Origin of the sequence: Paenibacillus hodogayensis (assembly GCF_039536325.1) — a bacterium.
GTDB lineage: Bacteria > Bacillota > Bacilli > Paenibacillales > NBRC-103111 > Paenibacillus_AB > Paenibacillus_AB hodogayensis.
The window spans coordinates 293,024-307,995 of record NZ_BAAAYO010000010.1; the positions used below are offsets into that span (position 1 = coordinate 293,024).

A 14,972-nucleotide genomic window follows, 5' to 3' on the forward strand; every position below is an offset into this window, starting at 1 on the left:
GAGATGGAACCGCGCCGCCGTACACTCAATCCACAGGAGCGGGCTTGTCGAAGTTGCCTCCGACCTCGTTGTCGTAGTTGCCCCCGAGCGGATCGTCGATCCGGTTGACGACGACATTATCGAAAGTAACGAAGCTTTCCTCGGTCCGGATGCCGACGGCGCCTTTCAAATTGGGCAGCAATTCGTCCGTATACCGGATTTTGAGCGCTCCGTCCACGTAGACCTCAATCTGATTGTCCAGGACGACGACCTTGAGCGTTCGTATGACGCCATCGACGTAGCTGCCGATCGCCGCTTCCTTCACACGGGTCGCGCCGCCCGCACTAGCCTTCTCCAGCACCAGCTTGTTCCCGTCGGCAAAGCCCGCCGCGTAATAGAAGTCTCCGAACAGCACCGTTTTGCGGCCTCTCACGACGAGCTCGGCGACGTTCTTCCCCGCGCTGGCGGGATCGAACCGGACGTCCAGCGACGCCTCGTAGTCGGTCCACGCTTTACTCCCGGCCAAGACGATGCCGTTCATGCCGTTCCGCTTCCAGACATGATTGCCGTCCGGCTCCTTCACGATACAGGCGAGCTTGACGCCATCCCACAGCGGATTCGTCACCGAGGCCGGCTTGTTCGTTACCGAGCCGTCTTCAAAGTTGTCGCGCAGCAGCAGATGATCCGTAACCGGACCGGGGTCGACGTATTCGCCGTCTGGCGGGGTATAGTCATCCTCGCCGGCAACGGAGACGTTGGAGAAATGCGCCGTAATCGGATGGGACGTAATCGAGAAAGCGCCGACGCCGGCCATAACGTTCGTTCCCATATCGATCTGGATATATTTATGCGTTTTCCAAACGCCGTCCTGCTTGTAGAACGAGGTGAAGATATTGCCTTGGCGCACGAGCTTCAGCTCGACGGGAAACGTAAGCTTCGGTCCGCTGACGTTACTTGACGGTCCGCCGTCCACGAGCCGATATGTAAATCGCAAGCCGCCGTCCGGCAGCACGCGCCACATGACGTTTTTCGATTCGGGCGTATCGCTGTCGCGGAACATCGGTCCCGCCGCGGCGTTCAAGTTCTGGAAATCCTCGATCGAGTCGATCTTCGCGGTAATGACGATTCGGCTGCATTCGTCGAACAGAAACGGCATCTGCCGCGAGACGAACGTAAATTCGTCGGCCGCCCCCCAGACGTTGGAGCCATTCGTTTTGATCGCGAACGAGTCGGAGCCGAACAAAGCGCTTCCTTGCGTATTGCCGTATATATGCGTATCCCACACATTCAGCGGATCGTCCGCATAAGCGGCGGACGGGAGGACGAGAGCGGCGAGCAGACAAAGGCAGAGCAGACGAGTCGTCAGGAACCGTTCCAGCTTGCGGAATGGCAGCATGGACATTGCATATTCCCCTTCCCCGATCGATTTAATCGGGAAGAAGGCGAGGGAACGCCGCCCCCGCGTTTCCCTTCTTCCCGCGTACACGTAAATTGCGGTCTACTTGAGCAGATTCGGCATATATTTCCCGTTGTCCTTGCGGAACGCGGCGTCCACCTTGGCCAGCAGATCGTCGGTGTACCCGCTCTTTTCGGCGGCAGCCGTAAAATCGGCGTACAGCTTCTCGAACTCTTCGTCGGTTTTGGCGACCAACACTTTGGTCAACGCGTCCTCGAACGATTTTCGCGCCTTCCACGCCTTATCCGCCTCCGGGACGGCCGTCAGGAAATTGTAGATTTTCGGCGTAAGCGTGTCGGTCGACGGCGCACGCTCGACGCGGCTCATCTCGAAGTAACCGGCCGCCTCGTCCGGACTGCGCATCTTGTCGTACCAGTTCGGCGGGTAAAACTTGCCTTTGCCGGTGAAGCTGAAATAGTCGCTTTTGCTGCGGTCGTCGTTCGAGCCGTTCGTCAGCTTCAAACCGTACTGCTGCGCCTTCGCGCCCGGCTTGCCGTACACCATCTGCTCCTCCAGCTCCTTGTCCTTGTAGGCGCGCTTGCCGTCCTTCTCTTCGAACAGACCGGCGCTGCGAGGCCCCCAGAACCATAGCTTCTCCCCCGCGTCGGAGACGAGGAAGTCGATCCAGCGAAGCACCTGCGGAAGGTCTTCCTCCTTGACCGAATCCTTGAATACGGCGATACGCGTACCCGTGTCGGGAAATGAGGCGGGGAACACGAACTGGTCGTTTTTGTACGGGATATCCAGGAACACTTTGCGGTATTGGTAGGGCTTGCCCGCTTTTTTCAAGGCTACGTTGTCCGGGACGAGATAACCGTAGGAAACCGCGTACAATCCGTTGTTCAGCTTTTGCTGGAAGGTGGTGTACGGATCGACCATCGCTTCTTTGGAAGTGACGCCGTCGCGCAGCAGCACGTTCATCTGCTTCGACAAATCCTTGAAGAACGGCTGCTTGAACCCCCATTCCGTTTTCTTCGTCTTGTTGTCCCAATACGTGAAATACGAATTGTCGCCGCTCGTGCTTCCCCCGCCGGCCAGCGCGCTGAACAGAATCGTCATCAGGTTCCAGTTGTCCTGACCCGAGTACAGGAAGAACGGCGACACTTCCTGATTGCCTTCCTTGACGCCCAGCTTCTTGATGTCATACAGAAACTGCACGAATTCGGAGGTCGACTTGATGGGCACGTCCAAAATGTCTTCTTTTGCAAACTTGCCGTTTTTCATATACAAATCTTCGATTTCTTTTTGCGTCTTCGCCTTCGGGTAAAGCTGCTTCAAAATATCGTCGCGGACGTATACGTAGCCCATCGGGTGCGAGATCGGAAACTGGCTGGCGTCGAGACTCGGATCGAGCAGGGGCAGAGCGTTTTCGTAAATGGACGTAGGGATCGCATACACCTTGCCGTCGACGCCGATATAGGGCTTTCCCCATACCGTGTCGAGCGTCTTGGGCACTTTCTTCATCAAGTTCGGCGCATACTTCGGCAGCAGATCGGTCAAGTCGTACAGCTTGTTGTTGTCGACGAGCGATTTCAGCTCGTTGCCGTTGACGACCAGATCCGGCCAGCTGTTCGTTGCGGCCAGCATGCCCAGCTTCACCGCTCCGGTCGTATTCCCTCCATTGTCGAACGAATTGTCCAGATCGATTCGGACCCCGGTGACGCGAGCGATTTCGTTCGTGACCAGATCGTCCTTGTATTTGCGCGCCCCGGCGAAGATGCCGCCCGTGCCGTGATTGAACCATACTTTCAGCTTCAACTGCTTGCCGCCCCAGTCCGGCAAATCCGAGCTGTCCTTCACGCCGGCCGGTATCGCGGCTAGCGTTTCCGTACCTTTCGCCCCGCCCGGTTTGTCCGGCGTCGATGCAGCTTCTTTCCCGCCGCCCGTGCAGCCGCTTATGACGGTAAGCCCGAGCGCCCCGGCCATCAAGAGCGAACCGCCCTTTTTCCATAGCTTCATGCGGACCTTTCCTCCCCTTTTTGCCTTATTCTTTGACTGAACCGATCATGACGCCTTTAATAAAATGCTTTTGCAGCAGCGGATAGACGATGATGATCGGGATTGTCGTAATGACGACTTGCGCCGCGCGTATCGCCTCGGGCGTGACGCGCAGGTAGCCGCCCATGTCCGTCGCCCCCCGTTGGGACGCCTCCTGGATCAGGCTCGCGATCATATCGCTTTCCTTGATCATGAGCATCAGCTTGAACTGCAGCGTCTGCAGGCCCGGATTCGTGACGAAATTGAGCGTCGTCGTCCAATCGTTCCAATGCGTAACCGCCGTCCATAAGGCGATCGTCGCCAAAATCGGGCGGGATAGCGGAATGACGATGCGCCACAATATCGTCAGCTCGTTCGCGCCGTCGATCTTCGCCGATTCCTCCAGACTTTCCGGAATCGTGTACAAATACGTGCGGATAATGATGACGTTGAAAAAGGCGAACGCACCGGGCAGCACGTAGACGAGAAAATGATTGAGCAGGCCGATTTTCGAATACAGCAAGTATGTGGGAATCAAGCCCCCGCTGAAAAACATCGGAATCATGAAGTACAGCAATACGGCGTTTCTGCCGACAAGCCTGCGCTTGGTAAGCGCATACCCGGCCGTAAATTGCACGATCAAGGCAAGCAGCGTGCCGACGAGCACTTTCGCCGTCGAGACGACCAGCGCCTTCAAGATCGTCTCGTCCTTCAGCAGCGTGGCGAAATTGCTTAACGTCGGGACGCGCGGGTAAAACGTTATCCCTCCGAGCGAGCTGTCCCCTCCGTCGTTCAGGGCGACCGCGACGGTGTTCAAGTACGGATACAGCGCCGCCAGCGAGAGCAGGGCGATGAACGCGATATTGCACACGGTAAACATGCGGTAAGCGGCGCCTCTATGGAATGTCATGTCCGAAATCGTCCCTTTCGTTACCAGATGCCGACGCGGCTGATTTTTTTGGATACGAGGTTGGCTCCTACCGTAAGCAGCAAGGCGATCAGCCCCTGGATAAAGCCAAGCGTCGTCGACAAAGCGTAAGCCCCCTGCTGGATGCCCTGCTTGTAAATGACGGTCGAGATGACTTCCACGTCGACGTAAGGATTTTGTAAGCCGTAGATCAGCTCGAAGTTGCTCTGGAACAGGCCGCCGAGCTGGAAAATAAGCATAATCATGACGGTCGGCAATATCGTCGGGAGCGTCACATGCCACACTTGCTTGAACCGGTTCGCCCCGTCGATGTAGGCCGCTTCGTACAGCTGGGGATCGACGGCGGAGATCGCGGCGAGGAAGATGATCGTGCTCCAGCCGGTCTCCTTCCACAGCGTCAGCAGCAGCACATTCGGGATGAAGAAGCTTTCGTCGGACAAAAACATGAGCCGCTCCGTGCCTTCCCCGAACAGCACGAGGCGGATGTCGTTGAGCGGGCCGTACATCGAGTAGAACGCGTAGGCGATCCCGATGACAGATATCCACGACAGGAAGTGCGGCAAATACAGCAGCGTTTGAGCAATCCGTTTGAACAGCTGCAGCCGCAGCTCGTTCAGTAGCAGCGCCAGCACGATCGGGGCGGGAAACGCGACGATCAGCGTCAGGCAGCTGATCCACAGCGTCTGGACGATCGCCTCCCGCATCATCGGCAGCTCGAACACTTCGCGAACATGCTTCAGGCCGACCCACGAGCTGCCCCAAAATCCTTTGAACACGTCGTAATCCTTGAACGCGACGAGAATGCCCGGCAGCGGCATATAAGCGAAAACGAACACGAACAATACGGCGGGGACGAGAAGCAAATAGACGTAGCGGTCTTTACGGAGTTGGCCCCAGGTCTCGGTCATCCTTTTCATCAACAGCAGGCTCCCTCTCTCCATTCCGGCCGGAAAGGATTTTTACTAAATAATTTATTTTATTGAATTTTATTACATGTTAGCGAACAGCAATGCTCCGCTCCTGCTCCCCCGCCGCCGCCGACCGGGGGAAGATACCGGCGCTGTTCCCTTGCTTTTATTGTCTGTGAAAACGGTTTCCCGATCAAGATTCGAATGTTGTAAAAAGGAACGGAATGTTGCACTCGCTAAGTCGCCGTATGAAACGGCAGGCGCAGCGTGACGACCGTTCCGGCGCCCGGCGAGCCGGCAATGCGGATGCCGTAGCTTTCCCCGTAATACAGCTTGATTCTCCGGTCGATGTTGGTCAGCGCGTAACCGCTGCCGAACCGCGTAGCCGCCGAAGATTCGCGCCCGCCCGAGGCCGTCTCTTCCGCCAAGAGCGCCGCCGGCGCACGGTCCATGCCCGGCCCGTTGTCGGCCACCTCGATGACGACGCAGTCCCCGTCCCTCCCCGCCGTAATCGTCAGACGCCCTCCCTCGTGCAGGCGGCTGATCCCGTGCACGATACCGTTCTCGACGATCGGCTGCAGCATGTTGCGCAGCAGCACCGTCTCCCGTACCGCTTCGTCGATGCTCACCTCGTAATCAAACTCGGCATCGTACGAAAATTTGTGAATTTCCATATACTTCTCGACCATGCCGATTTCCTGCACAAGCGGACGGGACGCCTCCCCGCGGTTCAGAAACAGGCGGTAAAAGTCCACCATGTCGTCGATCAGCTTGTCGAGCTTGCCGTCCCCGCTTCCGTACACCCATTTGATCGACGACAGCGTATTGTACAGCACGTGCGGATTGATGTTCAGCTGCAGCAGTTCGGTCTCCAGCAGTCTCCGTTCCACTTCGTGGGCGGCCGCCTGCCGATAATGCTCGTGAATGTGCACGACCAGCTCTTTGAACGTACGGTCGAGCTGGCCTAGTTCGTCGTTGCCCTCCTCGGCCGTACTTGCTGCCGCGGGTTCCAGCCCATCCATCCCCGTACGGACCGTTCCCATCAGATCGGTCAGCCGTTTCGTCAGCAAAAAAGTGACCGACTTGATCGTGAAGGCGATCGTAAGCACGAGCCCGAGCAGCATGACGAGCGGAATCGCCAGCTTGCTCCCGAGACGCTGCCAAACGGACGTTTTCCCGACGAACAGCACCATCCGGTCCTGAGCCGATTTGAGCTCGAACGGGATGGCGTAATAACCCTTCGCGTCCGGCTCGCCCTTCACGCCGTTCGTCCCGACGAGAAACGTTTCCCCGTTTTTGGCCCGATACGTCAAGAAACTTCCGGGCGCAAGCAGCGCACGGAGCCGGTCGAACGATTCTTCCAGCGGGAGGACGACCTCCGTCACGGCCAGCGTTTCGCTGAGATCCATGATTTTGCTGTAAATGCGCACTTCCATTCTGCCGTTCGCGGGCGATCTGCCGAACGTGCGCACCGGGTACGTATCGCGGTTTTGCATGACCCGGTCTTTGAGCGCGGGGTCCATGTCGCCGATTTTTTTGACGATGTCAGTGCGGTACAGCGAGGGATTGTACCCGTAGATGGCGATTTCGCTTTGCAGATCGTCCGATTTAAGCGCTTCCAATACCGCCTTCACGTTTTCCAGATTGTTCATATACGCCAGCAGATCGTCCTGGTAGTCGGCCTTGAGCATTTGCACGATCTGCAAATTATTCGTAATATATACCGACTTCTTAATCCCGGAATAAAACTTGTTGTCGAGCTGCTGCCACTCCCCGGCGAACCGGTTTTTCTCCCCGTCCAAAATGTCTCCGGTTTTCGCCTGCGCATAGGCGATCAAATAAACGGAGGAGACGGCGATTACCGGAAGGAGCGCCACGGACAAGATCGCCACCAGCAGCTTCTGCCTGTACTGCAATCGGGCAAATACCGCCCGGACGCGCTGCCGCACCGTTATGGCCACCTGTCATCCCCCCTTTATTCCGAGCGGTTTTTGTATTCCGACGGCGTTAGCCCGGAATATTTTTTGAAGATCAGGCAGAAATGCGATTTGTTCGTATAGCCGACCTGCTGCGCGACCAGGTAAATTTTGCTGCCCGGCTCCCTTAGCAGCGACTTCGCCTTTTCCATCCGGTATTCGGTCAAATAGTCGAAAATTTTTCGGCCTGTCTTGTTTTTGAAAATGTTGTTCGCATGGCTCAGGCTTAAAAACACGTCGTCGGCGATTTCCTGGATAGTGATGGGGTCCATGTACCGCTTCATGACGATCCGCTTAATGTCTTTGACGACCTGATCGTAGTAGGGCCTTTGCTCGTCGACAAGCTGGCTGCGGGCAAGTCCGATCAGCTGATCGACCGCCGTGCGGATATCGTTCAGTCCGGTCGCCGTCTCCAGCTTGTTCCACAGGCTGAGGAACAGGATGATCAGGCCGTTGACGGATTTGCCCGCTTCTACGTAGATGCGCTGCAGCGTCCCCGACAGCAGCAGCAGAAACGGCTTCAATTCGCGGTCGGTCAGCGGCGCCCCGCTGCCGCTTAAATACCGGTCGAGCAGCGGCTCGATAGCCGGCGCCTTCTCCGAAAACAACAGCTCGCGGATATCCTGCAGCCATTCGTCCGCATCGGGCGTTACGATGCCGGGGCTTTCCTCGCTCTCGTCGATTTCTTCGTAGAACATGATGCGCGGAGTCCGGTCGCTGTACACTTTAGCCTCGAGCGCGCGCGCCGACTGAGCGTACAGCTTTGGCAGATCGGCCAGACGGCCCTGCCTGCTGATGCCGATCGAAAGCACATGCTGGAGCGATTCGTCCATCCGCTCCTCGGCTTGCAGCACCCAATCGAGCGCCTTCATGTCGCTCTGCGCAATGGCCGTCTCGCTGCCGGCAATAAAGGCGAGCTGCCGGTCCGACAGCGGAACCATACGGATATGGAGTCCCGGCGGCTGATCGCGCAGAGCGGACAATTCGTCGTCCAGATGGTGCATAAGCCGGACGTAGTCGGGAATTTCCGTCTCGCCGGAGCCGGCCCCGGCCGTCTGCAGCAGCAGCACGCGGTAATGGCCGTCTGCAGGCAGACGGATTTCCAGCAGCTCCATCCGTTTGCGCAGCAGCTCCCCGCTCATCCCGGAGAACGAGCCGAACAGCAGCTCGCGTACGAACCGGTCCTGATGAAGCGGCAGCGAGCGTTTGATCTGCTGCTGCAGCTCGTCCTTCTCCTGCATTGCGGTGCGCTCCTGCGACAGCTTGTCCGCCGCCTTGGCGACCGCCTCCCGCAGCTCGTTTTTGCGAATCGGCTTCAAAACATAATTTTCCGCGTCGAGTTGGAGCGCCGACTTGGCATATGCGAAATCGTCGTGCCCGCTCATGAAGATGAGCTTCGTGGCGGGATACCGCTCCTTGATGCGGCGTCCGAGCTCGAGTCCGTCCATGCCGGGCATCTGCACGTCGGTCAGCACGATATCCGGACATTCCCGTTCCGCTTCCCGGAACGCCTCCGCGCCGTCGGGAAATATGCCGACGATGCGAAGCCCCATCGACCCCCAGTCGAGCAAACCGGCCACGCCGCCGCGGTCGCGAGGGTTATCGTCAACGATAAACAATTTATACATGCCGCACCTCTTCCCAATCCAAACATTCCAATTCGCCGTTTTCATCATAACTTTACAGAATACACCATGTAAACGATTCTACATCCAACGTTTATATTCCTTCGAGCCGATTAGCGACCAAAAGCACCGAACGGCGAGCCGCGCTGACTGTCGTCTTCAGGCCCCGACAGGGAAGGGATCGGCAGCCGGGCTGGCGCGGCGCAGCGGTACGACAAAAAAAGCGCCCTTCCGATCTCCGCCTAAGCGGAACGGCCGATCGGAAAAGCGCTTTGCGAATGATTCCTTTAGCTTGCAGACGAGGACGGTTTACCGTTCCAGCACGTTTAGCGCGACCGACAGCCCGGCGTAATCGCCGACCTTCTCGCCCAGGCCCGCCGGCACGATGCGACAGACGCCAAGCGCGATCGGCAGCGCCTCCTTCTCCAGCTCCGCTCTGACGATCGGCTCCAGCAGCGCGCGCTGCCGTCCGTAAATGCTGCCGATGACGATGGCCTCGGGGTTGAGCAGGTCGACCAGGATCGCCAAGCCGCGCCCCAGCTTCTCCCCGACGGTGCGGTAAATGCCAAGCGCCAGCGGATCGCCCCGCTCCGCCGCTTCCCCGACCGACTTGGCGGTAACATGCACAAGCTGCTCCGGTACCGGACAAAACGCCGGCGGAACGCCTCGCCGGATCGCCTCCTCCGCTCTGGCCCGGGCCAGCCGGGCGATGCCGCCGCCGCTGCAAAACCCTTCGAACGAGCCCGCCTTGCCGAAGCCGACCGGCCCTTCCTCGGCCATACGGACATGTCCGACCTCGCCGGCCATATCGTTCGTACCGGCGTACAGCTTGCCGTCCAGAATAAGCCCCGCTCCCATGCCGGTGCCGAACGTCAGGAACACCATATTGCGCGTTCCTTTCCCAGCTCCCCACTTCCACTCGGCCAGCGCGCAGGCGTTGGCGTCGTTCTGCAGCGCCGTCGGCACGCCAAATTGCTCTTTGAATGGCGTGACGCAATCGATCCGATCCCACGACGGCAAATTAGGCGGCGACAGTACGAGCCCGCTGCGGCTGTCGAGCGGTCCTCCGCAGCTGATGCCGATCGCCTCAAGCGTTCCGCCGTTGTATTCGGCCAGATGCGCGGCCAACAGCTCCCGAAGGCGCGCGATCGTCTCCTCCGGCGCGACCGGCGTCGGAAACTGCTCCTTCCTGACGATCCGTACAACCCCTTCTTCCGCTTCCCCAAGCGTAACGGCACACTTCGTGCCCCCTATATCGACTCCGCCAAGCAATGTCATGCGTTCGCTCCCCCTTTGCTCCGTCAGTCGTTTCCCCTTCGACCGGCTCTCGCCGGACAAGCCCTTGCTTTCATGCACAAAGTGTAACAGAAAAAGGATCGTCGGAGACGACCCTTTTCACTTAAAGACTATTTAATGACATGACTAAAAATGGGATGAAACGCTCCCGCATGCGTTCAGCTTCGCTTCCGGGTTGCGAAGGCCCGTTGCTGGCCCGTCCGGCCAACGTAGCCCTAGCGGCCGTAGCGCTTGCCTTGTCCTGTCCTTAACGGATAACGCCGCACGCGATGCGCGCGCCCGAATTGCCTGCCGGATCGGTCATGCCGTCATCGGCTTTCTCATGAATGACGATGGCCGTGCCGCCTTCCTTGAGCAGCGAGTTCGGACGTCCCTTTTGCAGCGTCACGCCCGCAGCGAGCCATTCCGCCTTGGCGCTTCCGTCGGCTCCGGCGACGAGATTCGGCAAATCCCCGGCGTGCGGTCCTTCCAGACTGAGCAAGCCGTGTTTTTTGTGCGCCGGATTGAAGTGAGCCCCGGCCGATGTAAACTCGGGCGGCTCACACAGCCCCTTCTCGTGAAAGTGGAACCCGTGCACGCCCTCGGCGATCCCTTTCACTTCCAGACGAATGCGTACGCCTTCCGGCTCTTGCGTCAGCGTGCCGCTGCCGATCGTCTTCCCTGCGGTATTCACAATCGTCGTGTTCACGACGGAGCCGGCCGCTTCCGCCGCGCCGACCGAAGCCGGCTTGGCCTGACAACCGGCCGCGGCCAGCATCAGCAGGCTAAGGACAAGCAGGCCGGGCTTGTTGCGAATCATGCGGTTTCCTCCTTTTGTCTGATCGAATAGGTGTACAGTCGAACGTACATTTAACATTGTTTACTTTTCCCATCAGCCTTAAACAGGCGCGCCCGAATTAGGATGGACGACAGCACCATGCCGGACGAGAGGCATATGCTGAACCATGGAAAAGCATAAGGACCAATAACGAATGACGGGGGATATCAGATGAAAGCGAACCTGCTGGGGATCATGACGCACCGGGCCGACCGGCCGGGACGGTATTTGCGGCATGCGCGAGCCGCCGTGGCCGCCGGCTTCTCGGGCGTCGTGCTGTTCGCGCCGGACGGCGTACGGATGGCGCGGAAGCGCATTGTCGGCAGCGTATACACGCCCGGCTCAGGCTGGACGAAGACGCTGTGCGCCTATCCGGACGTGGCTGTCGACATCGGCTACTATACGAGGCGGGAGACCGTGCTCCAGTCGATCCGGGTCAAGCATGCCACGCCGATCCGCTTTACGGGCTTCGCCTCCGGCAACAAATGGACGATCCAGCAGCATCTGCTCGCCTCGGCGGAGCTGGAGCCCCATCTATTGCCGACCGTGCCGATGAAGTCGGCTGCGGACGCGTTCGCCTTCGCCCGCACGCACGGCTCGATCATGATCAAGCCGATCAACGGCAAGGGCGGCAAAGGCATCGTGCGGCTCGGCTCGACCGAACGCGGCTGGTCGATGCAGGCCGGGAGCAGGGAGCCGGTGAGCGGTTCGGAGGCGGCCGTACGGAACGCGCTGCGCCGCACCCTCGGCAAGGGCGGCTACCTGCTGCAGCGCTGGATCGATATTCGCAATCCGGACGGACGCGTGTTCGACATCCGCTCGCTGGTGCAGAAGGACGGCTCCGGACAATGGGTGACGACCGGCACGGCGGTGCGCGAGGGAGCGCGGCACAGCATCACTTCGAACATATGTGGAGGCGGATCGGCGCACGAGACGAAAGCCTACCTGCTGCAGCTGTTCGAGCCCGAGAAGGTGGATGAGCTTATGGAGCAGATTTGCCGCCTCTCGACACATATTCCGGCGCATCTGGAAGCTGATTACGGCAAGCGATTCGTCGAGTTCGGCTTGGACTTTGCCGTCGACCGCTCGGGGGCCCTTTGGCTGCTGGAGGCCAACATCAAGCCCGGCAAATCGGTCATTCGCCGCGTCTACGGCGAAGAAGCGGCCAAACGCTGCTTCATGCTTCCGTATCAGTTCGCCCGTTATTTGGCCGTCTCCGCAAAGTAACAGTCGGTTGCCGGCCTCGGTCCGTTTGGAGGGAGCCGGACAGAAGCTCCCGACGCGGGGCGAATGCTTTTTTCAAAAAAAATCAGGCGGCCTCGAACCGCTTGTCCATTCCCGGCGTTACCTCTAACGGATAGCCAATCACGAAGGAGGTTGTTTGGGGATGAACAAGTTTGGACGCAAGCTGATTGCGCTAGCGCTCGGCGCGGCGCTGCTGCTGCCAGCCGCTTTGGCATCGGCGGAAACCGCGCCGGGTCAAGCCGGGGGCGCGGCGAACGTGAAGACGGATGCGCAGACGGCCGAGCAATTGGGGCTGCTCGCCGGAGACGGGAACGGCGTCAATGCCGACTATTTGGCCAAAGGGTCGATGCGCATTCAGGCCGCGATTGTTTCGCTTCGGCTTCAGGGCAAGCTGGACGAGGCGACCGCGTTTACCGGCAAAAGCAACTTTGACGACGCTTCGCTGGTCAGCGCCGGCAACCAGGCCATTATGGCGTACCTGCACAGCCATCCGGAATACGGCTGGACCGGCGAAGGCGCGAACCGCTTCAACCCGCTCGCGCCGATCAGCTCGCAGCAGCTGTACAAAGTGCTGCTCGAGGCCGCCGGCTACAAATCCGATTCCGATTTCGCCTATAAGGATACGGAAACGTTCGCTGCCGGCAAAGGCTTGACAGGCATAGCCGGCGTCTCCACTCTAACCAACGCCCATATCGCTACGGCGCTGGTCGAATCGCTATCGGCGAAGCTTCCCGGGGGCGGCGTTTTGCTGGACAAGCTGAAACAATCCGGCTCCGTTCCCGCAGCGTCGGTACTGCCGGCTGGCGAACGAATCGGCCTGCGCGCCGACGCCGCGCTCGGCACGGTGTTGACCGATAAGGAAGGGCAAACGCTGTACGTATTCTCCAACGACGCGCAAAATCTGGACGCCTGCCAAGGCGCGTGCATCGCGAACTGGCCGCTCCTGGATTCGGAGCAGCTGCAAATTCCCGCCACGCTCGACGCAGCGGATTTCTCCAAGACGACCCATGCCAACGGTACGCAGCAATGGATGTACAAAGGCTGGCCGCTCTATACGTTCGTAAAAGACAAGGCTGCGGGCAGCGCACTGGGCGAAGGCGTGAACGGCGTATGGTTTGCCGCCAAGCCCGATTACCGCGTCATGATCGGCTCCAGTCCCGAGTTGGGTCGCTATTTGACCGACGGCTATGGCCGCACGCTGTACTATTTCGCCAAAGACATGCCGCAAATGAGCGCATGCGAGGGGATGTGCCTGACCAATTGGCCCGCATACGGGAGCGTGTCCGGCAGCTTGCCCTCCACGCTGAACGCCGCCGACTTCGGCTTCATTACCCGCGCGGACGGCAGCTCGCAAGCGACTTATAAAGGGTACCCGCTCTATTATTTCGTCAAGGACGCGAAGCATGGCGATGCGACAGGTCAAAATGTCAATCAGGTTTGGTTCGTCGTCGATACGGCGACCTTCGGCGTCGCTCCCGCGGAACAGCCGGCCACCGAAGCGAACGGGCAGCTACCGGCCGCACCGGCCGCACCGGCGGACGAAGCGAAAACGTACCGCATCGATATCAAGCAATTTTCGTTCGGCTCCGGCCCGCTTACCGTCGAAGCCGGGTCAAGCATCGTGTTCACCAACTACGACGATATGAAGCATAACGCGGTGGCGACAGGCGGCAGCTTCTCTACTCCGCTGCTGGCCAAAGGAGAGTCTTACACGATTACGCTGAACGAGCCGGGCACGTACGACTACTACTGCGAGCCGCATAAAGCTTTTATGACCGGCCAGATCGTCGTAAAATGAGGGCCATTCGCGCGAAGCATACGGCTTTTATTGGCGCCTTGATCGGGATTGCGCTGCTGTCCGCCTGCGGCTCCGCGGATGGCGGGAATACCGGCGGGCATCAGGCAGGCGGCGTACCAAGCCCTCAGGCGGCCACCGCGACGGAAAAGGGCGGGGCCGGAGCGGGGAATGGCGCAGGCGGAAATCCTGGCAGCGGCGCTCCTGCGGCTCACTCCGGGATTCCCAGTGGGCAGCCGGTGGCGGCTACGTCCGGCAGCTCGGGCTCGGCTCACGCTGACGCAGGCGAAAAAGCCGACAGCGGCGCTGCGGCGACTCACCCCGGGATGCCCGGCGGGCAGCCGGTGGCGGCTACGTCCGGCAGCTCGGGCTCGGCTCACGCTGACGCAGGCGAAAAAGCCGGCAGCGGCGTTCCGGCGGTTCAACCCGAGATACCCGCCGGGCAAACGGCTGCGGCCCCGTCCGCCAGCTCGGGCTCGGCTAACGCAGACGCTCAACCCGGCACGGCCGCCCCCGGCAGTACCGATCAGGCGCAGCCCGCCAGCCCTCCGCCTTCGGTCGAACCTCCGGCGACATCGCCCGCGATTCCGACGCAGGCGGAGAAACCGCCGGCAAAGGTCCATGTCGTCGAAATTGTCGATTTCGCCTTCTCGCCCGCCAAGCTGGACATTCGCGCCGGCGACTCCGTCCGGTTCGTGAACCGCGATGACATTAAGCATACGGCCACTGCAACGGACAAGTCGTTCGACACCGACCTGCTGGGAAAAGACGAGTCCAAGACGATCACTTTCGGCAAGGAGGGCACCTTCGATTATTTTTGCGCCCCCCATCCGGGTATGAAAGGCACCATCCTTGTCAATACCAACTGACATGTGTAACGAATCGATGTCCGCCATGAGCAGGGCTACCGCGCGCCGGTTTCCCTGCTCATTGCCGCTCCCGGCTCGCCATATCGCCGCCTTTCCAGTAT

11 protein-coding genes are annotated in these 14,972 nt (G+C 59.6%); 3 read left to right on the forward strand and 8 right to left on the reverse strand.

Features of this window, described 5'->3' with window-relative positions; genetic code table 11:
* Positions 1-25: 25 nt before the first annotated feature.
* The 8 genes from ABD796_RS20380 to ABD796_RS20415 all read right to left on the reverse strand — a co-directional run bounded on the left by ABD796_RS20380 (position 26) and on the right by ABD796_RS20415 (position 10,944).
* Positions 26-1,381 (reverse strand): LamG domain-containing protein, encoded by a 1,356-nt coding sequence (locus tag ABD796_RS20380; RefSeq protein ID WP_344911109.1) that lies wholly within the window; start codon positions 1,379-1,381, stop codon positions 26-28.
* Between the two features lie 96 nt (positions 1,382-1,477).
* Complete coding sequence (locus tag ABD796_RS20385) at positions 1,478-3,394, reverse strand: type 2 periplasmic-binding domain-containing protein (protein WP_344911111.1); 1,917 nt, start codon at positions 3,392-3,394, stop codon at positions 1,478-1,480.
* A gap of 25 nt (positions 3,395-3,419) precedes the next feature.
* The gene (locus ABD796_RS20390; protein ID WP_344911115.1) at positions 3,420-4,322 is read right to left on the reverse strand and encodes a carbohydrate ABC transporter permease; all 903 of its coding nucleotides are present in this window, start codon (positions 4,320-4,322) and stop codon (positions 3,420-3,422) included.
* Positions 4,323-4,342: 20 nt separating this feature from the next.
* Positions 4,343-5,257 carry an ABC transporter permease gene (locus tag ABD796_RS20395; protein ID WP_344911119.1) on the reverse strand — a complete coding sequence of 305 codons (915 nt, stop codon included), beginning with the start codon at positions 5,255-5,257 and terminating at the stop codon, positions 4,343-4,345.
* A 227-nt stretch (positions 5,258-5,484) separates the two neighbouring features.
* Positions 5,485-7,209: a sensor histidine kinase gene (locus tag ABD796_RS20400; protein ID WP_344911123.1), complete on the reverse strand. Its 1,725-nt coding sequence runs from the start codon at positions 7,207-7,209 to the stop codon at positions 5,485-5,487.
* Between the two features lie 14 nt (positions 7,210-7,223).
* Positions 7,224-8,852, reverse strand: coding sequence for a response regulator (locus ABD796_RS20405; RefSeq protein WP_344911125.1), 1,629 nt, complete (start codon positions 8,850-8,852; stop codon positions 7,224-7,226).
* 306 nt (positions 8,853-9,158) lie between these two features.
* Positions 9,159-10,127, reverse strand: coding sequence for an ROK family protein (locus ABD796_RS20410; RefSeq protein WP_344911129.1), 969 nt, complete (start codon positions 10,125-10,127; stop codon positions 9,159-9,161).
* A gap of 265 nt (positions 10,128-10,392) precedes the next feature.
* Positions 10,393-10,944 carry a superoxide dismutase family protein gene (locus ABD796_RS20415; RefSeq protein WP_344911130.1) on the reverse strand — a complete coding sequence of 184 codons (552 nt, stop codon included), beginning with the start codon at positions 10,942-10,944 and terminating at the stop codon, positions 10,393-10,395.
* 189 nt (positions 10,945-11,133) lie between these two features.
* Between ABD796_RS20415 and ABD796_RS20420 the strand changes: the two genes are divergently transcribed.
* The 3 genes from ABD796_RS20420 (at position 11,134) to ABD796_RS20430 (ending at position 14,871) form a co-directional block, all read left to right on the forward strand.
* Positions 11,134-12,189: a YheC/YheD family endospore coat-associated protein gene (locus ABD796_RS20420; RefSeq protein WP_344911132.1), complete on the forward strand. Its 1,056-nt coding sequence runs from the start codon at positions 11,134-11,136 to the stop codon at positions 12,187-12,189.
* Between the two features lie 160 nt (positions 12,190-12,349).
* A complete protein-coding gene (locus ABD796_RS20425; RefSeq protein WP_344911134.1) occupies positions 12,350-14,005 on the forward strand; it encodes a plastocyanin/azurin family copper-binding protein in 1,656 nt (551 codons plus the stop codon).
* Positions 14,002-14,871: a plastocyanin/azurin family copper-binding protein gene (locus ABD796_RS20430; protein ID WP_344911138.1), complete on the forward strand. Its 870-nt coding sequence runs from the start codon at positions 14,002-14,004 to the stop codon at positions 14,869-14,871. The genes ABD796_RS20425 and ABD796_RS20430 overlap by 4 nt, the downstream gene beginning before the upstream one ends.
* Positions 14,872-14,972: the final 101 nt, after the last annotated feature.